This is a genomic window from Microbacterium sp. ProA8, from assembly GCF_039905635.1.
Taxonomy (GTDB): domain Bacteria; phylum Actinomycetota; class Actinomycetes; order Actinomycetales; family Microbacteriaceae; genus Microbacterium; species Microbacterium chionoecetis.
In genome coordinates this window covers 2,813,020-2,836,220 of sequence record NZ_CP157000.1, presented here as the reverse complement: position 1 = coordinate 2,836,220, position 23,201 = coordinate 2,813,020, and the positions used below count along the sequence as shown (strand labels likewise).

18 protein-coding genes are annotated in these 23,201 nt (G+C 72.3%); 11 read left to right on the top strand and 7 right to left on the bottom strand.

The features are described 5' to 3' along the window. The first annotated feature begins 52 nt into the window (after positions 1-52). Together ABG085_RS12700 and ABG085_RS12695 are read left to right on the top strand one after the other, a co-directional pair. Positions 53-1,438 carry an FAD-linked oxidase C-terminal domain-containing protein gene (locus ABG085_RS12700; protein ID WP_347976096.1) on the top strand — a complete coding sequence of 462 codons (1,386 nt, stop codon included), beginning with the start codon at positions 53-55 and terminating at the stop codon, positions 1,436-1,438. 1 nt (position 1,439) lies between these two features. After that, on the top strand, positions 1,440-2,267 hold the full coding sequence (locus ABG085_RS12695; protein WP_347976095.1) for an alpha/beta hydrolase: 828 nt from the start codon (positions 1,440-1,442) through the stop codon (positions 2,265-2,267). A gap of 38 nt (positions 2,268-2,305) precedes the next feature. On the opposite strand, the gene ABG085_RS12690 is transcribed toward ABG085_RS12695, so the two are convergent. Genes ABG085_RS12690 through ABG085_RS12680 form a run of 3 tightly spaced genes read right to left on the bottom strand, consistent with a single transcriptional unit; the run spans position 2,306 to position 6,070 of the window. Then, positions 2,306-3,604: an NYN domain-containing protein gene (locus ABG085_RS12690; RefSeq protein ID WP_347976094.1), complete on the bottom strand. Its 1,299-nt coding sequence runs from the start codon at positions 3,602-3,604 to the stop codon at positions 2,306-2,308. Position 3,605: 1 nt separating this feature from the next. After that, on the bottom strand, positions 3,606-4,631 hold the full coding sequence (locus ABG085_RS12685) for a Gfo/Idh/MocA family oxidoreductase (RefSeq protein WP_347976093.1): 1,026 nt from the start codon (positions 4,629-4,631) through the stop codon (positions 3,606-3,608). 41 nt (positions 4,632-4,672) lie between these two features. Next, positions 4,673-6,070, bottom strand: a complete 1,398-nt coding sequence (locus ABG085_RS12680) for a PLP-dependent transferase (RefSeq protein ID WP_347976092.1) — start codon at positions 6,068-6,070, stop codon at positions 4,673-4,675. Between the two features lie 137 nt (positions 6,071-6,207). On the opposite strand from ABG085_RS12680, the gene ABG085_RS12675 reads away from it, so the two are divergent. Further along, on the top strand, positions 6,208-7,038 hold the full coding sequence (locus ABG085_RS12675; RefSeq protein ID WP_347976091.1) for a sulfurtransferase: 831 nt from the start codon (positions 6,208-6,210) through the stop codon (positions 7,036-7,038). Between the two features lie 12 nt (positions 7,039-7,050). Here the strand turns inward: ABG085_RS12675 and ABG085_RS12670 are convergent, their stop codons facing one another. Both ABG085_RS12670 and hrpA read right to left on the bottom strand, forming a co-directional pair. Next, a complete protein-coding gene (locus ABG085_RS12670; RefSeq protein ID WP_347976090.1) occupies positions 7,051-7,992 on the bottom strand; it encodes an NADP-dependent oxidoreductase in 942 nt (313 codons plus the stop codon). 27 nt (positions 7,993-8,019) lie between these two features. Beyond that, positions 8,020-12,027 (bottom strand): ATP-dependent RNA helicase HrpA, encoded by a 4,008-nt coding sequence (gene hrpA, locus ABG085_RS12665; protein ID WP_347976089.1) that lies wholly within the window; start codon positions 12,025-12,027, stop codon positions 8,020-8,022. A 119-nt stretch (positions 12,028-12,146) separates the two neighbouring features. Between hrpA and ABG085_RS12660 the strand changes: the two genes are divergently transcribed. Genes ABG085_RS12660 through ABG085_RS12630 form a run of 7 tightly spaced genes read left to right on the top strand, consistent with a single transcriptional unit; the run spans position 12,147 to position 18,462 of the window. Continuing rightward, positions 12,147-12,968 carry a CPBP family intramembrane glutamic endopeptidase gene (locus tag ABG085_RS12660; protein ID WP_347976088.1) on the top strand — a complete coding sequence of 274 codons (822 nt, stop codon included), beginning with the start codon at positions 12,147-12,149 and terminating at the stop codon, positions 12,966-12,968. Continuing rightward, positions 12,965-13,666, top strand: a complete 702-nt coding sequence (locus ABG085_RS12655; protein ID WP_347976087.1) for a hypothetical protein — start codon at positions 12,965-12,967, stop codon at positions 13,664-13,666. The genes ABG085_RS12660 and ABG085_RS12655 overlap by 4 nt, the downstream gene beginning before the upstream one ends. Beyond that, complete coding sequence (locus tag ABG085_RS12650) at positions 13,659-13,955, top strand: transcriptional regulator (RefSeq protein WP_347976086.1); 297 nt, start codon at positions 13,659-13,661, stop codon at positions 13,953-13,955. Before ABG085_RS12655 ends, ABG085_RS12650 begins: the two co-directional genes overlap by 8 nt. Continuing rightward, complete coding sequence (locus ABG085_RS12645) at positions 13,952-14,875, top strand: ABC transporter ATP-binding protein (protein ID WP_347976085.1); 924 nt, start codon at positions 13,952-13,954, stop codon at positions 14,873-14,875. Before ABG085_RS12650 ends, ABG085_RS12645 begins: the two co-directional genes overlap by 4 nt. Further along, positions 14,872-15,681, top strand: coding sequence for an ABC transporter permease (locus ABG085_RS12640; protein WP_347976084.1), 810 nt, complete (start codon positions 14,872-14,874; stop codon positions 15,679-15,681). The genes ABG085_RS12645 and ABG085_RS12640 overlap by 4 nt, the downstream gene beginning before the upstream one ends. A 32-nt stretch (positions 15,682-15,713) precedes the next feature. Beyond that, positions 15,714-16,550, top strand: coding sequence for an aldo/keto reductase (locus ABG085_RS12635; RefSeq protein WP_347976083.1), 837 nt, complete (start codon positions 15,714-15,716; stop codon positions 16,548-16,550). Positions 16,551-16,578: 28 nt separating this feature from the next. Then, positions 16,579-18,462, top strand: a complete 1,884-nt coding sequence (locus ABG085_RS12630; protein WP_347976082.1) for a DUF255 domain-containing protein — start codon at positions 16,579-16,581, stop codon at positions 18,460-18,462. Positions 18,463-18,474: 12 nt separating this feature from the next. On the opposite strand, the gene ABG085_RS12625 is transcribed toward ABG085_RS12630, so the two are convergent. Then, on the bottom strand, positions 18,475-20,148 hold the full coding sequence (locus ABG085_RS12625; RefSeq protein ID WP_347976081.1) for a glycosyltransferase family 39 protein: 1,674 nt from the start codon (positions 20,146-20,148) through the stop codon (positions 18,475-18,477). A gap of 23 nt (positions 20,149-20,171) precedes the next feature. On the opposite strand from ABG085_RS12625, the gene rsmI reads away from it, so the two are divergent. Beyond that, the gene (gene rsmI, locus ABG085_RS12620; protein WP_347976080.1) at positions 20,172-20,990 is read left to right on the top strand and encodes a 16S rRNA (cytidine(1402)-2'-O)-methyltransferase; all 819 of its coding nucleotides are present in this window, start codon (positions 20,172-20,174) and stop codon (positions 20,988-20,990) included. Between the two features lie 10 nt (positions 20,991-21,000). Here the strand turns inward: rsmI and ABG085_RS12615 are convergent, their stop codons facing one another. Continuing rightward, positions 21,001-23,190, bottom strand: a complete 2,190-nt coding sequence (locus tag ABG085_RS12615) for a glycosyl hydrolase 53 family protein (RefSeq protein WP_347976079.1) — start codon at positions 23,188-23,190, stop codon at positions 21,001-21,003. Positions 23,191-23,201 lie beyond the last annotated feature (11 nt).

Genomic DNA, 23,201 nt, shown 5'->3' with positions numbered 1-23,201 from the left:
CGCGGTGCAGCGACGGATCACGCGGAGCCGCACGGACTAGCATCGGTACGCCATGCACTCCGTCGTCGAGGCGCTCCGCGCCGCACTGCCGCCGCACACCGTCGCCACCGATGCCGAGACGCTCGAGCGGCGGAGCCACGACGACGCCGAGTGGGCCGACTTCGGGCTGCCCGCCGCCGTCGTCTTCGCGTCGAGCATCGACGATGTCGTGGCGACCGTCCGCATCGCGGCGGCGCACGGGGTCGCGGTCGTGCCGCGCGGGGCGGGCACCGGCCTGTCGGGGGGCGCGAACGCGACGCCCGGATGCCTCGTCCTCTCGCTCGAGCGGATGACGAGGATCGTCGAGGTCGACGCCGCCGAACGCTATGCCGTCGTCGAGGCAGGGGTGCTGAACGACGACCTGCGCCGCCACGTCGCCGCGCACGGGCTCTGGTATCCGCCCGACCCGGCGAGTCAGGCGATCTCGACCATCGGCGGAAACGTCGCGACCAACGCCGGCGGCATCTGCTGCGTGAAGTACGGGGTGACCCGCGACTACGTCATCGGCATGACGGTGGTGCTCGCCGACGGCAGCGTCGCCAAGCTCGGCCGCACGACCGCCAAGGGCGTGACCGGGTACGACCTGACCGGTCTGTTCGTCGGCTCCGAGGGCACGCTCGGCATCATCGTCGACGTCACGGTGAAGCTGCGACCCCTCGGCGGCCGCGAGGAGCGTGCCGTCGTCGGCTATTTCCGGACGCTGACGGATGCCGGACGCGCGGTCGCGGCCGTGTCCGAGGCGGGCATCGTGCCGTCGGCCCTGGAGCTGATCGACCGCACCTGCCTGCACGCGGTGGCCGAATGGCAGGGCTGGGACCTGCCGGAGGATGCGAACGCGCTGCTGCTGGCCAAGGTGGACGAGCCCGGTGCGCGCGGTGAAGAGCTCGCAGCCGCGATCGAGGCGCATTTCCGCACCGCGGGCGGCAGCCGCGTCGAACGGGCGGTGGAGCCCGCCGACATCGACCGGCTCTTCGGCGCAAGGCGCCTCGCGTACCCCGCACTGGAGCGGCTGGGACCGGTGCTGACCGAGGATGTGTGCGTCCCGCGCGGCGCCGTTCCCGAGATGCTCGCACGGATCGAGGAGGCGGCGGCCGACGCGGGGGTCGTGATCGCCAACATCGCCCATGCGGGCGACGGCAACCTGCATCCGCTGATCATCGCGCCGGAGGGCGACGGCGACGCGAAGTCGCGCGCGAAAGCGGCGTTCGATCGCATCGTCGACGACTGCCGCGCGCTCGGCGGAACCGTCACCGGCGAGCACGGCGTGGGCCTCCTCAAGCTAGACGGCGCGGCGGCCGAGCTCAGCCCGGTGGTGCGGGGGCTGCACCGCTCGATCAAGCACGCCCTCGACCCGGCCGGGCTGCTCAACCCCGGCAAGGCCTTCCCGAACGGAGACTGAGATGCCCTCGATCCCCGCGGACGACTCCGCGATCCACTCTGACGACGGCGTGCGGCTGCACGTCGAGGAGGCAGGCGAGCGCACCGGCCGCCCGGTCGTGCTGCTCGCCGGGTTCAAGGCCGCCGCCACCACGTGGCGGTATCAGGTGCCGGTGCTGGCGCGCGCGGGCTATCGGGTGCTGTCCGTCGACGTCCGCGGCCACGGCGCCGCGGAGCGGCCGGCGTCGGGCGTCGACATGGCTCGCAGGGGGAGCGACGTCCGCGACGTACTCGCGGCGCTCGACCTTCGGGGCGCGGTGCTGGTGGGCGGCTCGATGGGAGCGAACACCATCTGGTCGTACCTCGGCCAGGAGGGCGCGGAGCGCGCTGCGGCGGTGGTGTCGGTCGATCAGACGCCGAAGATGCTCAACACCGCCGACTGGCGGCACGGGTTCTACGGCTACACCCCCGAGAACGCGGACACGTACTTCGCCGAGGGCATCCCCGAGACCGGCCACGGCACCCCGATGCTCCGGCGGGGCATGCGGCTGGTGCGGCTGCTGCGGGCCATGAAGGGCGCCGAGCGTGAGCTGAGCGCCGGCGAACTCGCGCTCCTCAACGATCACGCCAAGGCCGACTGGCGGCCGGTGATCGCCGCGACGCCGCTGCCGGTGCTCTTCGTCGCGGGCGCCGAGAGCGAGTTCTGGCCGAGCTCGCATGCGGCGGCCGCCGCCGCGCTCGCCCCGCGGGGCGAGTCGGCCGTGATCGCCCACGACGGCCACGCGGCGAACATCGAGCAGCCGGCGGCATTCAACGCCGGACTGCTCGACTTCCTCGCCCGCGTCTCCTGACGAGCCCCGCCCCGTGTGCCGCGGGGGCGATGGAGCCGCTACTCGCGGAGCCGCACCAGTCGCTCGTGCCCGGTCTCTTCCAGCTCGGCGATCGACTCGCGCGCCTTCACGAAGTCGTTGAACGAGCGATAGCCCAGGGCCTTCTCGCTGAACGAGGGGTCCATGCGCCGCATGTGCGTCTTGACCGCCGAGCTGTGGAGCCACTCGGAGTCGTCGTTCTTGTCGTGGCCGAGCCGCAGCGCGCGCTCGAGGAGGCGCGTCGCCGTCTCCTGCGGATCCTCCGCCGGCTCCTCCACGGGCTGCTCCTCCACAGGCTGCGGCTCCAGGGGCTGGGGCGGCTCGGGAGCCGCGGTCTCGGCGCGGGCCGCGACCGTCTTGGACGAGGCACGACGATTCGTGCGCTTCGGCGGCGCCGCGGTCTCCAGCGCCTCGTTGAGCGCGGCCTCGATCTCGGGCGCCGAGCGCGTCGGCGCGGCCTCGACTGCCACGGCCTCGGGCGTGCCTGCCTCGGGCGTGCCGGCCTCGGGCGTGCCGGCCTCGGGCGTGCCGGCCTCGGGCGCGACGGCCTCGGGCGCGACGGCCTCCTGAGCCGCGGCATCCGTCACCGCCGTCTTCGCCGTCCCTCGGCGGCCTCCCGAACGCGGCGCGGCGGTGGCTGCTGCCGCGGCTCCCGTCTCCTTCGCCTTCGCGGCCCGGGTGGAAGAAGCGGCCTTGGCCTTCGCAGGCGCCTTCTCCGGCGCCTTGACCGCCTTCGCAGGCTCGCGTGCGAAGCGCGGGACGCCGGGCAGCGAGTCGTACGCCTCGAACTCGTCGCAGGCGGCAGCCAGGGACTTCGCCGTCGACCCCGCCACGCCGACGCCGACCACGTAGCGGCCGAGGCGCTTGCATCGCTGGGCGAGCGGGACGTAGTCCGAGTCGCCGGCGACGATGACGACGTGCGTGAGGTCGGGCAGACGGAACATGTCTTCGACGGCATCCACCGCGAGGCGGATGTCGGCCCCGTTCTTGGCGTAGGCCGCGGCGGGGAAGAGCTGCACCAGGTCCACCGCACGGGCGACGAGCTGCGAGCGATAGATCGCGTTGACGGGAGCCGACCAGTCCGCGTACGCGCGGGTGAGCACCAGCGTGCCGAAGGATGCCGCGAAGTCGATGATCGCGCCGACGTCGATCGTCGCCGCCGAGAGCCGCTCGGCGATCTCGGGATCGGCCGGGTTCTCGGCGATCCGCTGCCGGTCGCGCGAGTACGAGTTGCGGCCGTGCACGCGGTCGTACCAGGACATCACGATGTTGTCGAAGTCGAGATACACCGCGACGCGGGGATTCTGCAGATCGGGCATGTCAGGCCTCTCCGGGGTAGCGCACGCCCACGAGCGCGCGGATCTCATCGAGCGTCGCCATGATCGCGACGGTCTCGTCGATCGGCAGCACGTCCGAATCGGTGCGACCCTCGGCGAGATAGCGCGAGGCCGCCAGCGCCTGGTACTGCATCCCGCGGCCGGCGACGTCGGAGACGAAGTCCTCGAGCACCGTGCCGTCGTGCGAGACGACGCGGAACGACGTCGGGGTGTACCAGACGCGGGCGATCTCGATGCGGGCGTCGGTTCCGATGATCGCGGCCGTGTTGGGGCCGGCTGCGCGGGAGGCGGAGAGCGTCGTGGAGAGCGCCCCGGACTCGTGCGCCATGATCGTGGCGACCTCGGTGTCCGCTCCGGTGTCGCCGAGGCGCGCGGTGGCTCCGATCGACAGCGGCTCGCCGAGGATGTCCCATGCGAACGACACCGGGTAGATCCCGAGGTCGAGCAGGGCGCCGCCGCCGAGGGCGAGGTCGTTGAGCCTATGGGCGGGATCGCTCGAGATCCGCTGGGTGTGGTCGGCGGTGACCGCACGGATCTCGCCGAGCGCTCCGGAGGCCACCAGCTCGCGGATGCGGACCATGTGTGGCAGGTAGCGCGTCCACATGGCCTCCATCGCCAGCAGCCCCCGCTCGGCCGCCGCGTCGCGGACCGCCGCCGCCTCCGTCGCGTTCAGCGCGAAGGGCTTCTCGACGAGCACGTGCTTTCCGGCCTCGAGCGCCAGCAGGGCGTTGGCGGCGTGCATCGGATGGGGCGTGGCGATGTAGACGATATCGACGTCGGGGTCGGCGACCAGGTCCTCGTACGAGCCGTGAGCGTGGGGGATGTCGAAGTCGGCGGCGAACGCCTCGGCGGTCTCGCGGCGGCGCGATCCCACCGCGGCGACGTCGAGCCCCGCGGTGCGGAGGTCGGAGGTGAAGGCCCGTGCGATGCCCCCGGGACCGAGGATGCCCCAGCGCGGGGAGGACGAGCCGGGCGTCTGCCGGCTCGATGGTGAGGACTCTGAGGTCATGACACGAGGCTAGCGGCGGGAGCGCACCGGCGCCCGACCCGCTAGTGTGCGACGGCCTCCGGCTGCCGCACCGCGTCGGCGCTCTCGGCGCTCTCGGCGATCCGGTCGAGCGCGCGGGCGAGGTCTTCCACGATGTCGCGGGCGTCCTCCAGGCCGATCGACAGCCGCACCGTCGTCGGGCCGATGTGGGCCTCGGCCAGCTGCGTCGGCGACATGTGGCTGTGGGTCATCGAGGCGGGGTGGGCGACGAGGCTGCGGGCGTCGCCGATGTTGGCGACGAGCCTCACCACCTGCAGACGCGAGACGAACTCCTCGACGAGGCGGAAGTCGGCCTCGGCGTCGCCGGAGGCAGGCAGGTCGAACGCGAACACCGAGCTCACCCCGCGCGGGAGGTACGTCTGAGCCTGAGCGCGCCAGGGGCTGGAGTCCAGCCCCGGGTGGTGCACCCGCGCGACCGCGGGATGCGTCTCGAGGAACCGCGCGACGGCGAGCGCACTCTCGGTATGGCGCTGCATGCGGAGGTCGAGCGTCTCGAGGCCCTGCAGCAGCTGGAAGGCGTTGAACGCCGACAGCGACGGGCCCAGGTCGTGGACGTACTTCGTCTTGACGAGCGCGATGTACGGCGACCCCGTCTGGCCGAAGCGCTCGACGAGGCTGCCGTCGGGGACGCGCGGGTAGGTCTGCGTCAGCTGGGGCCAGCGCCCGGGCTGCGCGGTGAAGTCGAACGTGCCCAGGTCGACGACGACCCCGCCGAGCGAGGTGCCGTGGCCGCCCAGGAACTTCGTCGCGGAGTGCACCACGATATCGGCCCCGAAGTCCTTGGCCCGCTGCAGGTACGGCGTCGCGACGGTGTTGTCGATCACGAGGGGGACCCGCGCGTCGCGGGCGACGGCCGCGACCGCGCCGAGGTCGAGCACCTGGGCGATGGGGTTCGAGATCGACTCGGCGAAGAGTGCGCGGGTCGTCGGACGAACGGCGGCGCGCCACGCCTCGATGTCGTCCTGGTCGACGAACGTCACCTCGATGCCCCAGTCGGCGAACGTGTCCTGCAGCAGGTCGACGGTGCCGCCGTAGAGCTGGCGCGCGGCGACGATGTGCTCGCCCTGCTTGGCGAGCGCGAGCAGTGCCACGGCGACGGCCGCCTGGCCCGACGCCACGCCCGCGGCGCCGATGCCGCCCTCGAGCTCGGCCACCCGGCGCTCGAACACGAGCACGGTCGGGTTCGCGGCACGGCTGTAGATGTTGCCGTCCTTGCGGAGTGCGAAGAGGTCGCGCGCCTCGGACAGCGAGCGGAACTCGAAGCCGTTGGACTGGTGGATGGCGGGAACAGCGGTGTTCTCCGCGACGGAGGAGTCGAACCCGGCCTGCACCTGCGCCGTCGCGAACGAGCGAGGGGCGGCCGGACGCGGCGGCAGGTCGTTGTCGGTGGCACGAGGCATGCTGACCATTGTCGAGCCGGGTGGGCCGTGCCCGTACGTCGTGTGTCGAACTGTTGCGGTACCGGCTCCGGCGCCGCCGCCCGGCGGTAAAGCGCGCGCGAGTGGGACGCGAGCCGGAATGGACGCAGAATGGACCGGTGGCGCAGCTGATCACCCCCGCAGAACTCGACGACCTTCTCCGCTCCGGCACCGCCCGCGTGCTCGACGTCCGCTATCGCCTCGACCGCCCGGACGGCAGCGCCGAGCACCTCGAGGGGCACGTGCCCGGCGCCGTCTACGTCGACATGGAGACGGAGCTGTCGCAGCACGGCCGGCCCGAGGACGGGCGGCATCCGCTCCCGTCCACCGAGAGCCTGCAGGCCGCCGCCCGCCGCTGGGGCCTCCGCGACGGCGACACCGTCGTGATCTACGACGACGACCGCTCCCTCGGCGCCTCGCGCGCGTGGTGGCTGCTCACGCGGTCGGGCGTCGGCGACGTGCGCATCCTCGACGGGGGCCTCGGCGCCTGGCGCGCCGCCGGCCTGCCCCTCGAGACCGGACCCGTGGTGCCCGAGCCCGGCGACGTGTCGCTCACCGCGTTGGAAGAGCCGGTGCTCTCCATCGACGAGGCTGCGGCACTCGCCGCCTCCGGCGTGCTCATCGACGTGCGCGCCGCCGAGCGCTACCGCGGCGAGGTCGAGCCGATCGATCCCATCGCCGGGCACATCCCCGGCGCCGTGAACCTTCCGACCGGTGCGTACATGGACGGCGAGCGGTTCCGGGATGCCGCGAGCCTGCGTGCGCTGTTCGCCGACGTCGGCGTCACCGAGGGCGTGGACGCGGCCGCCTACTGCGGGTCGGGCGTCACCGCCGCGCAGGCGGTGTTCGCCGCCGAGCGGGCGGGACTGCGGCTCGGCATCTACCCGGGCTCATGGAGTCAGTGGACCCACACGCCCGGCCGCCCCGTCGCCACCGGCGCCGCGCCGTAGCCAGGAGGGCCGTCAGGGCACGAGGGTGATCTTGCCGTCGACGCCCGCCTCGATCGCGCGGTGCGCGTCTGCCGCGTCGGCGAGGGCGAACGACGGGCCGAGCTCCACCGAGAAGAGCCCCGCCGCCATCAGGGCGACCGTCACCGGCACCGCCTCGGTGCGCCACACCTGCTGCTGAGCGGTGAGCGGCTGGGGAGACCCGCCCGAGAACGCACGGATGCCGAGGCCCGCGGCATCCCGTCCGCGCACCAGCGTCGCGATCCGCTGCCGGTCGGGCACCAGCTCGATCGACGTCTCGAGCGCCTCATCGGTGCCGGCGGCGTCGACGGCGACGGTCAGGCCGTGCGGGGAGGCGTCGCGCACGCGTTCGGCGAGCCCTTCGCCGTACGCGACGGGGATGGCGCCGAGCGCACTCACGCGGTCGAACCGGCGCTCGGACGACGTCGCGACCACGCTCGCGCCCCACAGCACTGCGAGCTGGATGAGCGCCTGCCCGACGGCACCCGATCCGCCGTGCACCAGGAGGGTGTCGCCGCTGCCGACCCCCAGCGAGCGCAGCGTCTGGTAGGCGGTGCCGACCGGGATGCCGAGCGCGGCGCCTTCGGCGGCGCTCACCTGCGGCGGCCGGGCGAAGACCCGCCCCGCGGGGACCGCCAGCTCGGTGGCGTACGCACCGGACGCGCCCGCGAAGACCACCGGGTCGCCGGCCCGGAACCCGTCGACGTCGTCGCCGACCGCGATCACGACGCCTGCGCCGTCGCCGCCCACGCGCCGCGGCTCGGTGATCTCGCCCGACGGCCGTGCGCCCGAGCGCAGCTTCGCATCGATCGGGTTGACGCCTGCCGCGGTGACGCGGATCGCGACCTCGTCGGGACCCGGCACGGGCTCGGGGACGGAGACCTCCCGCAGCACCTCGGGGCCGCCGAACTCGGTGTACACGATCGCAGTGGTCATGGCGTGGGCAACTCCTGTCGTCGGCGGCTATTCCCGCAGGGACTTCTGGATGCGCTGCAGCGAGACGGGCTCCGCCGTGCCGAGCGACTGCGCGAACAGGCTCACACGGTACTCCTCGAGAAGCCACCGTGCGTGCACGAGTGGCGCCGGAGCGCCATCGAGCGGCGGGATGGTGCCGCCCGCCTCGGCGAAGACGGTCGCGGCGCGCTCGAACTCCGTCATCCGCTGCCGGTCGCGGCCCGGATTGTCGGCGAGCGTGCGCACGCGGTCGAGCGCGCCGCGCAGGTAGCGCGGCAGGTGCGCGAGGCGGGCCGTGCCGGTGCGCGACACGAAGCCCGCGAACACCAGACCCGCGAGCTGGCCCTTGACGTCGTTGAGGGCGCCGAGCAGCGTCAGCGAATTGCCGTCGCGCATCGCCTTCTCGACCTCGCGCGACGCCGTGAGGATCCGCGCGGCCAGCGACACGGTCTGGAAGAGCTCGTCCACGACGGCGCTCGAGAACGCGTCCCGCACCGCCTCGAAGCCGGCCCGCGTGCGCACCGGCTCGTTCGCCGCAGTGCGCATGATGACGGCATCCGCCACCGCCACGCGGCAGTCCTCGATCAGCGCCTTCGCCGACGGATACGGGGATGCCGCGAGCGCGAGCTTCTCGGCGGAGGTCAGGTGCTCGAGCACGTACGCCGTGGGTGAGGGAACCGACAGCAGCACGAGGCGCCGTACACCGGCCCGCGTGGCACGGGCCGCCGCCTCGGGGGTGGTCTCGACGCGGACGGCCACCGAGGCGTTCTCGTCGACGAGCGCGGGGTAGCCGCGCACGACGCCGCCGGCGACCTTCGTGTCGACCACCTCGGGGAGGTCGCCGAACGTCCAGGCGGTCAGGCCGGAGCGCTCGGCGAACGTCGACTCGGGACGCGCCGCAGCCCCGGGCGCGGCCGCCGCTCGCGGTGCCGGCGAGCCCGCCGCCGGTCCGGACGCCGGCGCCCGGGCGCTGAGCGAGCGTGAGACCGATGCCCGGGCCCGGTCGGCGAGCCGCGCCTGAAGGGCCGTGAGGTCGCGATCCGAGCCGACGGCACGGCCCCGTTCGTCGACCGCGCGGAACGAGACCTGCAGGTGACCGGGCACGCGCTCCATCTCGAAGTCGGCGGCGCTCACCGGCTGACTCGCGACCCGCTGGATGCGCGCGGCGAGGGCCTCACGCAGCCCCGTCGGCGGCAGGCCGTCGCGGGCCTCCGGACCCTGCCCGGCGAGGTCGGCCGAGAAGGTGGCGGCCCAGTCTGCGGCGGGCACGACGTGGCGGCGGATCGACTTGGGAAGCGAGCGCAGCAGGGCCGTGATGAGCTCGTCGCGCATGCCCGGCACCTGCCAGTCGAACCCGTCAGGGCGCAGCTGGGCGAGGAGTGCGAGCGGCACGACCGCCGTGACGCCGTCGTCAGGGGCGCCGGGTTCGAAGCGGTACGCCAGCGACAGCACCTGGTCGCCCTGCGTCCACCGCGCCGGGAAGTCGCGCTCGTCGCCGCGCGAGGCCTCGTCGACGAGGTCGGCCTCGGTCATGTCCAACAGGCGCGGCGTGCGGGCGGAGGCGTCCCGCCACCACGCCTCGAACGACCGCGCGTCGAAGACGTCGCGGGGGATCCGCGCGTCGTAGAAGCGGTACACGGCCTCGTCGCCCACCAGGATGTCGCGGCGCCGCTCGCGCTCTTCGACCTTCTCGAGGCGCCGGCGCAGTTCCAGGTTGCGCCGCTCGAAGGCGGTGAGGCGCTTGTCGAGGTGCGTCGAGTCCCAGTCGCCCTCGACCAGCGCGTGGCGCAGGAACAGCTCACGCGCGAAAGGGCGGTCGAATCGCGCGAGCTGCACCCGGCGCTTCGGCACGATCTCGAGCCCGAACAGCGTGACCTTCTCGTAGGCGGATGCCGCACCCGCCGCCTTGGACCAGTGCGGCTCGCTCAGCGAGCGTTTGGCGAGGTCGCCCGCCAGCGGCTCGGCCCACTCCGGGTCGATCGCGGCGACCGTGCGGGCGAACAGCCGGCTGGTCTCGACGACCTCGGCCGCCATCACCGCGCTCGGGCGCTTCTTCTTGAGCCCCGAGCCCGGGAAGATCGCGAAGCGCGTGCCGCGCGAGCCCACGTACTCGGCGCTGCGGCGCTGGTCGGCGCGGTCGGAGCGATCGGAGGATCGTCCGCGTGCGGCGCTGCCGGTCGTGCGCTCGTCCAGGATCCCGAGCTGCGACAGCAGTCCCGAGAGGATCGCCTTGTGGATCTCGTCGGCGTCGGCGGCGCCTCCGTGAACGGTCCCTGCGCCTCCGCGAACGGTCCCTGAGCCGGTCGAAGGGCGCGGAGCCTTCACCAGGGTGCTCAGCTGCCGGTGCACGTCGGCCCATTCGCGGACGCGCACGTAGTTGAGGTGCTCGGCGCGGCACAGCCGTCGGAACGCGCTCGAGCCGAGCTCGGCCTGCTTGTCCTGCAGATGGTTCCAGAGGTTCAGGAGGCTGACGAAGTCGCTGGTGGGGTCGGTGAACCGCGCGTGCAGGCGGTCGGCCTCCTCGCGCCGGTCTTCGGGGCGCTCGCGCACATCCTGGATGGACAGCCCCGCGACGATCGCCAGCACGTCGCGGAGGACCCCGGTGCGGCGAGCCTCGATGAGCATGCGCGCGAATCGGGGATCGATCGGCAGGCGCGCGATCTCGCGGCCGAGGTCGGTGAGCGTCGGGTGAGTGCGGCCGTCGCCCGAGGATCCGGCACGTGCCCCGGTCCCCGTGCCTCCGGAAGGGCGCACGGCGCCGAGCTCGACCAGCAGGTCGAACGCCGCCTTCACGCCGCGGGAGTCCGGCGGGGTGAGGAACGGGAACGACGAGATGTCGCCGAACCCGAGCGACAGCATCTGCAGGATGACCGAGGCCAGGCTCGTCCGCAGGATCTCCGGCTCGGTGAACTCGGGCCGGCTGTCGAAGTCCTCCTCGGAGTACAGCCGGATCGCGATGCCGTCGCTGGTGCGTCCCGCGCGGCCGGAGCGCTGCTGCGCGGACGCCTGCGACACGGCCTCGATCGGCAGACGCTGCACCTTGCTGCGGTTGCTGTACCGCGAGATGCGCGCCGTGCCGGTGTCGACGACGTATCGGATCCCGGGCACCGTCAGGCTGGTCTCCGCCACGTTCGTCGCGAGGATCACACGTCGACGGATGCCGGCCACCTGCGACCGCTCGAACACGCGGTGCTGCTCGGCCGCCGACAGCCGCCCGTACAGCGGCAGTACTTCGGTGGGGGCGGCATCCTTCGCGTACATGCCCCGCACCGCGTCCGCGGCGTCGCGGATCTCGGCCTCACCCGGCAGGAAGACCAGCACGTCGCCTGCAGGCTCACGGTCGAGTTCGCGGAGCGCCGTCGTGATGCCGTCGACGTCGTCGGACTCGTCCGCCTCTCTGGTGGGCAGCGCGGGCGGGCGGTAGCGGATCTCCACCGGGTAGGTGCGTCCCGACACCTCGATGATCGGCGCCGGGGTGCCGTCGGGCTTCGCGAAGTGCTCGGCGAAGCTCTGCGGGTCGATCGTCGCGCTGGTGATGACCACCTTGAGGTCGGGGCGCTTCGGGAGGATCCGCCGCAGATACCCGAGGAGGAAGTCGACGTTGAGGGACCGCTCGTGGGCCTCGTCGACGATGACCATGTCGTAGCGGCGCAGCAGCCGGTCGCGGTGGATCTCGTTGAGGAGGATCCCATCGGTCACCAGGGCGATGCGCGTCTCCTCCGACACCTTGTCGGTGAAGCGCACCTTGTAGCCGACGGTCGAGCCGAGCGGCACCTGCATCTCCTCGGCGATGCGCTCGGCGATGGTCCGGGCCGCGATGCGGCGGGGCTGGGTGTGGGCGATCCGCGTACGGCCGAGCTGCAGCGCGATCTTGGGGAGCTGGGTCGTCTTGCCCGATCCGGTGGCGCCGGCGACGATGACGACCTGGTTGTCGCGGATCGCGCGCGCGATCTCGTCCCGCGCGGCGCTGACAGGAAGCTCCGGTGGGAACGAGATGACGGGTGCGGGCGCAGACATAGCCTTCGATCGTATCCCGTTCGGCGGGCCGATCAGCCACTGCCTGTCACGTCACATCCGACGGCGCTGGCCGCGCAAAGAGGGTTGTGCTGCAGAGGACTTTGCAGTACAAAGTTCTCATGGCCATCGACACGAACCGCGGATCGGCGCCGCCGCGCCCGCGCCCGCGGAACGGCGACGGTGCGCTCGCCTGGGGCATCGGGCTGCCGGCCTTGCGCGTGGCGCTGGTCGCGGCGGCCTGCACCCTGGCGTGGCTCGTGGTGGGCGTCACCGCGGAGTGGATGCCGTACCCCTTGCCGCCGATGTTCGCCGCGATCGCGATGCTGCCGGTCAACCTCGTGTGCCTCGCGCTCGTCGTCCGGCGGCTGCGGTCGCAGGGCCGCCGCGTGGGCGACCTCGTCGGCTACCGCCGCGGCCGGCTCGGCCGCGACATCCTGTGGGGCCTGCTGTGGCTGGTGGTGCTCTACGTGCCGTTCACGCTGACCGTCATGCTGGTGATGGCGCTGCTGCACGGCGACGCCATGTACGTCGCGTTCGAGACGGTGTTCTTCGATCCCGAGGCGAGCTTCCCTCTCTCTCCGGCGGTCGCCGCGGTGCTGGCCGTCGTCGCCGTCCTGACCTTCGCGCCGCTGAACGCGCCCGCTGAAGAGCTGCTGTACCGCGGCACGGCGCAGCAGGATCTGACGAGACGGATGCCGGTGGTCGCCGCGATCCTCGTGGCATCGGCCTTCTACGGGCTGCAGCACGTCTGGTACGCGCCGACGCCCGACGCGGTGCTGGTCTACGCGTGCGCCTTCTTCGTGTGGGGAGTGGGCTCCGGTCTCATCGCGTGGCGACAGCGACGGCTGCTGCCCATCATCGTCGCCCACTTCCTGGTGGACCTGCTCACTTCGCTCCCCGCCCTCGCCGTGCCCTTCCTTCTCGCGAACGGAGCATCATGACCCTTCCCGACCCGCCCGCCGGTGCGGGCGACGACATGCGCGACGATCCGCGCGAGGTCGCTGCGATGCTGGAGCTCGTCCGCTCCGAGCAGGCACGGATGAGCCGGCGCCTCGCCGCAGGGGTCCCGGTCATCCTGCTCGGCTGGGGAGTGGCGTGGTTCGTCGGATTCCTGCTGCTGTGGATGATCGACGGGGCGCGGCCCACCTTCGCGATCCCCATCGCGGTCGCCGCCGTGGCCTTCGTCATCCTCATGGCGGGCGCCCTGGTCGTGAGCGCCGTCGTGGGGGCGCGGATGGGCCGCGGCATCCGTCAGGCTCCCGGCGCCGCGTGGACGGGCATCGTGTTCGGGCTCACGTGGCCGATCGGATTCCTCGCGATCATGGCGCTCGGTCGCGCACTGGTGGTGAACGGGATGCCGCCGGAGCTGGGCAGCATCTACTACCCGACGTCGGCGACGATCTTCGTCGGCATCATGTACGTGCTGGCGGGCGGGATCTGGCGCAACTGGCAGTCGATCGCCATGGGCGGATGGATCCTCCTCGTCGCGGCGGTCGCCCCCTTCTTCGGCTATCCCACCCACTACCTGGTCTTCGCGCTGGCCGGCGGCGGCGTCTTCCTGCTGGGTGCGCTGGTCGCCTGGCTGTGGCTGCGCGAGAGCCGCCGCCGTCCCGAGCCCGCCGAGGACGTCGATGAGTGAGCTCGATCCTGTCATCCACGCCGCCGCGCGACTGCGCATCACCGCGGCGCTGGCGACGCTCGATGCGGGCGAGAGCATCACCTTCCCGCGCCTGCAGGAACTGCTCGACATGACCGCCGGGAATCTGTCGACGCACCTGCGCAAGCTCGAGGAGGCGGGGTACGTCGCGGTCGACAAGACCCACCGCGGGCGCACGCCGGTGACGTATCTGGCTCTCACCAAACAGGGGCGACGCGCCTTCGAGGACTACGTCGAGACCCTCCGATCCGTGCTGGGAGAATCCGCATGACCATCGCCGAGTTCGCACACGTCACACGTCGCTACGGAGACCTCGTCGCCGTCGACGACGTCAGCCTCGAGATCGACCCCGGCGTCATCGTCGGGCTCCTCGGGCCCAACGGGGCGGGCAAGACCACGCTTCTCTCGCTGCTGCAGGGTCTGCGCCGCCCGACCTCCGGGCGGGTGACGCTGTTCGGCGCAGACCCCTCCGACGCGCACGCGCGACGCCTGCTCGGATCGACCCCGCAGGAGACCGCACTGCCCGACACGCTGCGCGTCGGCGAGGTGCTCGACTACGTCGGCGGACACTTCGCCGATCGGGCGCCGACGGGGGAGCTGGCCGTGGAGTTCGGTCTCGACGAGCTGCTGCGGCGGCAGTGCGGGTCGCTCTCCGGCGGCCAGAAGAGACGTGTCGCGGTCGCCCTCGCGTTCGTCGGGCGCCCGCGGCTCGTCCTCCTCGACGAACCGACCACCGGCCTCGACGTGGATGCGCGCCGCACGCTGTGGGCCGCCATCCGTCGCCAGCACGAGGCGGGTGCGACGGTCGTCGTCACCAGCCACTACCTCGAAGAGATCGAGGCGCTCGCCCAGCGCGTCGTGGTGCTCGGAGACGGGCGCGTGCTCGCCGACGACACCGTCGCGCACGTGACCTCGCGCGTCGGCGTCAGTCGCGTCGAGCTCTCCTCGTCCGACAGCGGCGCGATCGCCGCGCTCCCCAGCGTCGTGCAGCACGAGAGCGCGGAGGGGCGCGAGATGCTCACCGTGACCGACGCCGATGCGTTCGTGCGGGAGCTGGTGGGGTCGGGCGCCGACTTCCGCGCTCTCGCCGTGCGGGGAGCCACGCTCGAGGAGGCCTTCCTCGCGCTCACCGAGGCGTCCGCGCCGGGCTCGGGCCTCGCGGCGGCCTCCCTCCGGAAGGACGTCGTATGACCAGCATGCCCACCGCCGCACCGGCGACCCGTCGAACCGACGGGCGAACGCCGCCGTCGACCCTGCGCCTCACGACGCTGCACGCGAAGTACGTTCTCATCGAGACGTTCCGTGTGCCGATCGCCGTGATCGGGACCATCGTCTTCCCGGCCGTCTCGCTGCTGTTCTTCGTCGTGCCCCAGCGCGCGGTCGCCGACCACCCGCTCTACGCGACGCAGGCCGTCATCTCGGTGTGCGTGTTCGCGGTCATGGCGAACGCGCTGTTCTCGTTCGGGCTCACGATCTCGGAGAACCGCGAGAAGCCGTGGGATCCGTACCTGCGGACGCTGCCCGCGCCGGGGCTCGCCCGTGTGCTGGCCCAGATCCTCTCCACCGGCGCACTGGGGATCGTGGCCATCGTGCCCGTGGTGGTCGTCGGCGGACTCTTCACTGCGGCCGAAGCACCGCCGCTGCGGATCGTCGCGGGACTCGTGGCGCTCGCGGTCTCGGCCGTGCCGTTCATGCTGATCGGCACGGCGGTCGGCTACGCCTTCCCCTTCAAGGCGGCGATCGCCGTCGTCCAGATCGTGATGTTCGCCCTGGCGTTCATCGGCGGCCTGTTCCTGCCTCCGATCCTCTTCGCCGACTGGCTCAACGCGATCTCGAAGTTCACGCCGTCGCGGCAGGCACGCGAGTTCGTGATCTGGGCCGTCTCCGGCGGGCCGCTCGAGTGGTGGGTGTGGGTCGGGATCGTGGTGTGGACGGTCGCGATGCTCGTCATCTCGCTGCTGCTCTACCAGCGCGACGAGGGCAAGCGCTACCGCTGACGGTCCGCGCCCGACGCGCCTACGCTGGAAACATGACAGTCCCCAGCGTGACCTTGAACGACGGCAGCACCATCCCGCAGCTCGGCTACGGCGTCTTCAAGGTGCCGCCGGCCGACACGGAGCGGGCCGTCACCGAGGCGCTCGAGGTCGGCTACCGTCACATCGACACGGCGGCGATCTACGGCAACGAGGAGGGCGTGGGTGCGGCGATCGCCGCGAGCGGCATCCCGCGCGACGAGCTGTTCATCACCACGAAGCTCTGGAACGACCGTCACGACGGCGACGAGCCGAACGCCGCCATCGCCGAGAGCCTCGACAGGCTCGGGCTCGAGCGCGTCGATCTCTACCTGGTGCACTGGCCGGCGCCCGCGCGCGACAACTACCTGCACGCGTGGGAGAAGCTCATCGAGCTGCGGGATGCCGGCCTCACGCGCAGCATCGGCGTCTCGAACCACCTGGTGCCTCACCTCGAGAAGATCGTCTCGGCCACCGGCGTCGCGCCCGCCGTGAACCAGATCGAGCTGCACCCCGCCTACCAGCAGCGCGACATCACCGACTGGGCAGCGGCCCACGACGTGAGGATCGAGTCGTGGGGTCCGCTCGGACAGGGCAAGTACGACCTCTTCGACGCAGCCCCCGTGGCGACCGCGGCGGCGGCGCACGACAGGACTCCCGCGCAGGCTGTGCTGCGCTGGCACCTGCAGAAGGGCTTCATCGTCTTCCCGAAGTCGGTGCGCCGCGAGCGCCTCGAGGAGAACCTCGACGTCTTCGGCTTCGAGCTCACCGACGACGAGATGGCCGCCATCGACGCGATGGACGCGGGGGACGGCAGCGGTCGCGTCAGCGCGCACCCCGACGAGGTGAACTGACCGCCCGACAGCGGAAGGAGCGGATGCCGTGAACCCACGTCTCGCGGAAGCGACGAGCCCGTATCTGAGAGCCCACGCGGGCAATCCGGTCGCGTGGTTCCCGTGGGGCGAGGAGGCGTTCGCCGAGGCGCGGCGCCGCGACGTGCCGGTGATGGTGTCGATCGGCTACTCGACCTGCCACTGGTGCCACGTGATGGCGCGCGAGTCGTTCGAGGACGCCGCGACCGCAGCGGAGCTCGACGGCGGCTTCGTGTCGATCAAGGTCGACCGCGAGGAGCACCCGGAGGTCGATGCGGCGTACATGGCGGCGGCCGCCGCGTTCACCCCGAGCCTCGGGTGGCCGCTCACGGTGTTCACGACACCCGAGGGCCGGCCGTTCTACGCGGGCACCTACTTCCCGCCGCAGCCGCGCGCCGGCATGCCCGCCTTCCGGCAGGTGCTCGCTGCGGTGCAGGAGGCGTGGACCGAACGGCGCGACCAGATCGATGAGACCGCCGACGCCGTCGCCGGCGCCCTGGCCGAGGTGCGCGACGCGGCCCCCGCGCCCGAAGACCCGGCCGCTGAGCCTGTCGCAGCGCCCGTCGCCGACGACCTCGTCGCAGCAGCGCACGCTCTCGCCGCCCGCGAGGACCGGCGCCACGGCGGATTCGGCGACCCCGGGTCGAACGCCCCCAAGTTCCCGGTGGCCACAGCGCTGCGGTTCCTGCAGACCCGCCTTGTCCGTGAACAGGCGGCGGAGGCCTCCGCCGTCGCCGACCGGGCCCTCGCGGCCATGGCCTCATCGCCGCTGCGGGACCCCGTCGAGGGAGGCTTCTTCCGCTACGCGACCCGTCCCGACTGGACCGTGCCTCACTACGAGCGCATGCTCACCGACAACGCCCAGCTGCTCGACGTGGCCATGGACGCAGCGCCGGTGGACGCGGCACTCGACCAGCAGGATGTCGCGCGCGGCATCGCCGGGTTCCTCATCGACGTCCTCCAGCAGCCGGGCGGCGGCTTCGGCGCCGCGCAGGACTCGGAGTCGTGGATCGACGGCGCCCGGAGCGAGGGCGGCTACTACTTCCGCGACGCCGCCGGGCGCGCCCCGCTCGAGCCGCCCGCCGTGGACGGCAAGGTGGTGAGCGGCTGGAACGGGCTCGCGATCGGCGCGCTCGCCCGTGCGGGCGCGCGCCTCGCCGAGGCGTCGTGGATCGAGGCCGCGCGCTGGGCGGCCGATGCCGTTCTCGAGACGAACGTCGCGCCCGACGGCCGGCTGCTGCGCGCCTCGCTCGACGAGATCCCGTCACGGGCGCACGCGACCCTCGCCGACCACGGCCAGCTCGCGGGCGGGCTCCTCGCCCTCGCGGTGGCGACGGGCGAGGTCGCCTATGCGGTCCGGGCGCGGGAGCTCGTCGACTCGTGCGTGGCACCAGACGGTCACGTCACGGTGCCCGGCGGAGGAGACCCGGTGCTGACACGGCAGGGGATCGGCGCGCCGGATGCCGCCTCCGACGCCGACGAGCCCTCGGGGCCGGCGGCGCTCGCCGAAGCAGCAGCGGCGCTGTGGACGCTCGGCGCCGGCGAGCAGTACCGCGCTCTCGCCGAGCGGCTCGTCTCGACGCACGCGTCCGCCGCCGTCGCGCAGCCGCTCGCGTACGGCGCGCTGCTGCGGGTCGCCACGAGCCTGGCCGGCGCGCCGCGGCAGGTCGTGGTCGTGACGACGGACGCCGCGATCGCGATCGCGGCCGCGGCCCGCGGCATCCGTGCCGACGTCGTCAGCATCGTCTCGCCCGAGCAGGTCGCCGCGTGGGAGGGCGCCGGGTTCGGGCTGTTCGCCGACAAGGCGCTGCGCGACGGGTGGGCGACCGCCTACGACTGCCGCGATTTCGCGTGCCGGCTGCCGGTCACCGACCCGGCCGACCTGCGGGCCTAGACCGACACCGCTTCAGACCCAGCTGTCGAGCCACATGTGCATGTGCCAGAAGTCGTACGGCACGTTGACCGCCGAGATGACCGGGTACCAGAAGGCCGAGAGCGCCAGCGCGACCCCCAGGAACACCAGGACCAGACGCTGACCCGTCAGACGGCGGTAGGTGTCCGCTGTCGGGGGCCCGGCGATGTCCTTGAGCGCGAACGTCAGCGCCAGCAGCATGAAGGGCAGGATGAGCACGGTGTAGAACTGGAACACCGTGCGCGAGGGCAGGAACAGCCAGGGGACGTACGTGACGGCGATGCCGGTGAGCACGAGGGCGTAGCGCCAGTCGCGGGATACCACGAAGCGGTACGCCAGGTAGAGCACCGCGACCACTCCGGCGTACCAGATCAGCGGGTTCGGCATCGTCGCGATGACTTCGCTGCACCCGTTCGGAACGGTGCATCCGTTCACGCCGACCGCATCGTGGTGGTAGTACACGCCGGTCGGCCGGATCAGCAGCGGCCACTGCCAGGCGGGGCTCGCATACGCGTGCGCGGAGGTGATCCCCGCGGTCGATGTGTACATCGCCACGTGGTAGAGCCAGAGGCTCTCGAGCGGATTGCTCCCGGCATGACGGTCGTACCCGCCGTCGGTGACGAGCCAGCCGGTCCACGACGCCAGGTACACCAGCACCGCGACGGGGACGAACAGCAGGAAGGTGACGAGACCCTGGCGCACGGCATCCGTCGGCCAGTACGCCACCCCCGCCCGCCGGCGGGCCAGCGCATCCGTCACCACGAGGTAGATGCCGAGACCCGCCAGCACCCACGCGCCCGACCACTTGACCGCGGTCGCGGCCCCCAGTGCCGCACCGGCCGCGATGAGCCAGGGCCGGTTCCACAGCAGAGGTCCCCACGACGTCTGTCTCACCGTCGACGGGTCGTCGCCGTCGTGGCGTGCGGCGACCGCCTCGGCGATGCGCGCCATCGTCCGCTCGCGATCGCGCAGCACGAACAGGAAGGCGAGCAGCACGAAGAAGGTCAGCGAGGTGTCGAGCAACGCGACGCGGCTCATCGAGATCGCGAGGCCGTCGACGGCCATGAGGAGCCCCGCGACGACGGCGAAGGTGGTCGACTTCGTCAAGCGCTTCGCGATGAGCATCAGCACCAGCACCGCGGCGATGCCGAGCAGCGCGGTCGTGATGCGCCAGCCCCACCCGGACTCGGGACCGAGCACCATCATGCCCAGGGCGATGAGCCACTTGCCGAGCGGCGGATGCACCACGAACGCCGGATTCGTGGTGAACACGTCGGGCTCGCCCGACAGGAACCTCTCGTTGCCGTCGCCGGGCCAGGATGCCTCGTACCCGAGGTTCAGCAGCGTCCAGGCGTCCTTGACGTAGTACGTCTCGTCGAACTGGTTCATCAGGTCGTGCGCGGCGGCGAGGTTCCAGAGGCGCAGCACGGCGGCGATCACCAGGACGATCGCCGGCCCCAGCCAGGCGTACAGCCGCCGGGCGCGCGCGTCCTCGCTCAGGCGGCGAGCGAAGCGGTCGTAGAGACTCGGTCGTGCCGGGGGGAGGAGCGGCGCGGCGGGCGGGTCGGCACTGTGCTGGTCAACACCGTGCTGGTCAACACCGTGCTGGTCAACACCGTGCGGGTCGACGCCGTGCTGGCCGGCAGCGGGCAGCGGGGCATCCGTCACCCGGCCAAGTCTAGGCTGAGGGCGTGATCATCCTCGCGGCGACCCCGATCGGAAACCTCGGGGACGCGTCCCGCCGCCTCGTCGAAGCCCTCTCCGAGGCGACCGTCATCGCCGCCGAGGACACCCGTACGACGCAGCGGCTGCTGGCCGCCCTCGGCATCGCGAACCGCCCGCGACTGATCGCGCTCCACGACCACAACGAGAAGGAGCGGGCACCCGAGCTCGTCGAGCTCGCCCGCGACCAGGACGTGCTCGTGCTGAGCGACGCCGGCATGCCCACGGTGAGCGACCCCGGCTACGGCCTGGTCGCAGCGGCGGCCGCCGCGGGCGTCGAGGTGACCGCGATCCCCGGACCCAGCGCCGTCGTCACCGCGCTCGCCGTATCGGGGCTGCCGACCGACCGCTTCACGTTCGAAGGATTCGTGGCGCGCAAGCCGGGGGAGCGCGCCGCGGCCTTCCGGGGGCTCGCGTCCGAGCCCCGCACGATGGTCTTCTTCGAGGCGCCCTCGCGCGCGGCGGCGACGCTGGCCGACATGGCGACCGCCTTCGGCGCCGACCGTCGGGCCGCCGTCTGCCGTGAGCTGACGAAGCTTCACGAGGAGGTGGCGCGCGGCGGACTCGCCGACCTCGCCGCCTGGGCCGAGGCGGGCGTCCGCGGCGAGCTGGTGATCGTGGTCGAAGGCGCGCCCGCGCGCGAGGTGCCCTTCGCCGACGCCGTCACGCAGGTGCTCGGGCTCGTCCGCGACGGCACCCGGCTGAAGGCCGCCGCGGCCGAAGTGTCCGGTGAGACCGGACACTCCAGCCGCGAGCTGTATCAGGCCGCGCTGTCCGCACGCGGGTAGCGGCGCCGGTCTACGACTTCGCCTTCTTCAGCTGGCTCACCGCCTTGTCGACGAGCTTGGTGGCCGCCTTCACATCGGCGGCCGTGGCCTGGGAACCGGCGAGGACGACCTCGCCCACCGCGACGGCGTCATCGAGCCGCGCGAGCGAGGTGTCCGTGTACCGCTCGCGATCGACGGATGCCGCCGCCGCGAGTGCGCGCTCCAGTGAGGCGGTGTCGACATCGCCGCCGCCGGTCGAGGCGGCCTCCACGAGTCGCACCTCGTCGAGCACACCCCAGGCTCCGGCCGTGAGGGAGAACTCTGCGGCGATCTCCACCACGCCATCGGCTCCCACGACGATCCCGGGCACCTCGGCGGTGCGGAAGTCGTTCCACACGGTGAACTCCAGCGGTGCGCTCCACGATCCCTCCGACGTGGTCGCACGGAGGGTGCGCGTATCGGTCGCAGGGCTGTTCGTGCCCTGGGTCGTCGCCTGCAGCACGTAGGTGCCCGCCGGAACACCGGTGAGGGTCTGCGTCGCCGACGTCTGGTACGCGGCGCCGTTCCAGAACGTCACTGCGTAGTCGCCCGCGAATGCGTCGGCCGTCTCGGTGCGGGCGGCGGGCGCGGTCAGCGACCACGCGCTCATGTCGGCGCTTTCGAATCCGGGGTTCACCACGAAGTTCGCCGTCTCCACGGTCACGCTCGCCGTGACCGCGAGCCCGCTGTCGGTCCGTCCGGGAATCTCGTACCGGCCGGGGCCGCGGATCCACGCGGCCGCGTCGCTCCACTGCACGCCGTGGTGCTCGGTGGTGCCGTCGTTGAACTGGACCGCGACGGCAGCGGGCAGCTCGATCGGCGCGCCGTCGACGACGCTGAGCGTCACCTCCTGGATCGAGACGATCTCGCGGGGCGCGACGGCCCCGGTGCGCACGTACTGGAAGGTCTTGAGCGACTCGAGCGGGGTGCCGTCCCACGCGAACAGCGACTGGTTGTCCCACGCCGACCCGCCGTAGTACTCGCCCACGTGGACCGGGTCGTAGTCGCTCGCGGCGCTCGTCGCCCAGCCCGAGCCGAACTGCTCCCACAGCACGCGGTTGGCCTCGAACTCTGACGCCGGGCCGACGGGAAGCCACGCCGGCTCCCAGTAGTACACGCCGATTCCGGCCTCGCCCACGGCGGCGACCGCCGCGATCACGTCGCGGAGCTCCCACGCCTGCCCCTGCACGCTCACGGGGTACTGATCGGTGGTGCCGCCGGCGCCGATGACGTTCGGGTAGCCGTCGCCGTCTTCCAGCGTGCGTGCCCAGCTGGTCTCGGCGACCATGACCTTCTTGCCGTACGACGTGGCGATGTCCGACAGGACCGCGGTGAGGTTGTCGATGCCGCCGTGCCAGTAGGGGTAGTACGAGCTCGCGAAGACGTCGTAGTCGACACCGAAAGACGCCAGGCCCGCCGCGTAAGTGGCATACCGGCCCGCCGTCTCGGGATTGGTGAAGTGCACCGCGACGAGCGCGTCGGGAAGCACCTCCCGGACGGCGGCGCTGCCGGCCGAGATCAGCGCCGCGAACTGCGCGTCGATCTCCCGACCCGGCCGGGTGTGGCCCGCGATGGCGTTGTTGGTCTCGTTGCCGATCTGCACCATGCGCACGTCGACGCCGGCGTCTTCGAAGCGCTGGAGCGCGTCGGCGGTGAAGTCGTGCAGCGCCGTCACGGTCTCGGCGTCGGTGAGCGCCTCCCAGGCCTTCGGCGCGAGCTGACGCCCGGGGTCGGCCCAGAAGTCCGAGTAGTGGAAGTCGACGAGCACGTCCAGCCCCGCGCCGGTGGCACGCTGCCCGATCTCGACGGCGCGATCGACGTCGACGGTGCCGCCGCCGTAGCCTCGCCCCGCGGCGTCGTACGGGTCGTTCCACACGCGGATGCGCACGGAGTTGACGCCGTTGTCGGCGAGCACGTCGAAGAGGTCGGCAGGCTGCCCCGCGGCATCCCGGAACACCACGCCGCTCTCCTCGAGCGAGAGCACGGTGGAGACGTCGACGCCCATCGCGAAGTCGTCGGCGAGACCTTCGACCTTGTCGACGAAGATGCCGGCGTCCACCGGCCCGTCGGTTTCGTCGGCAGCGGCCGCGCCCGCCACGGCGAGGCCCGCGACGAGGATGACGGATGCCGCGACAGCGGCGAGTGTGGACCGCACGGGGCGGCGGTGGAAGAGACGCATCATGGTGTTCTCCT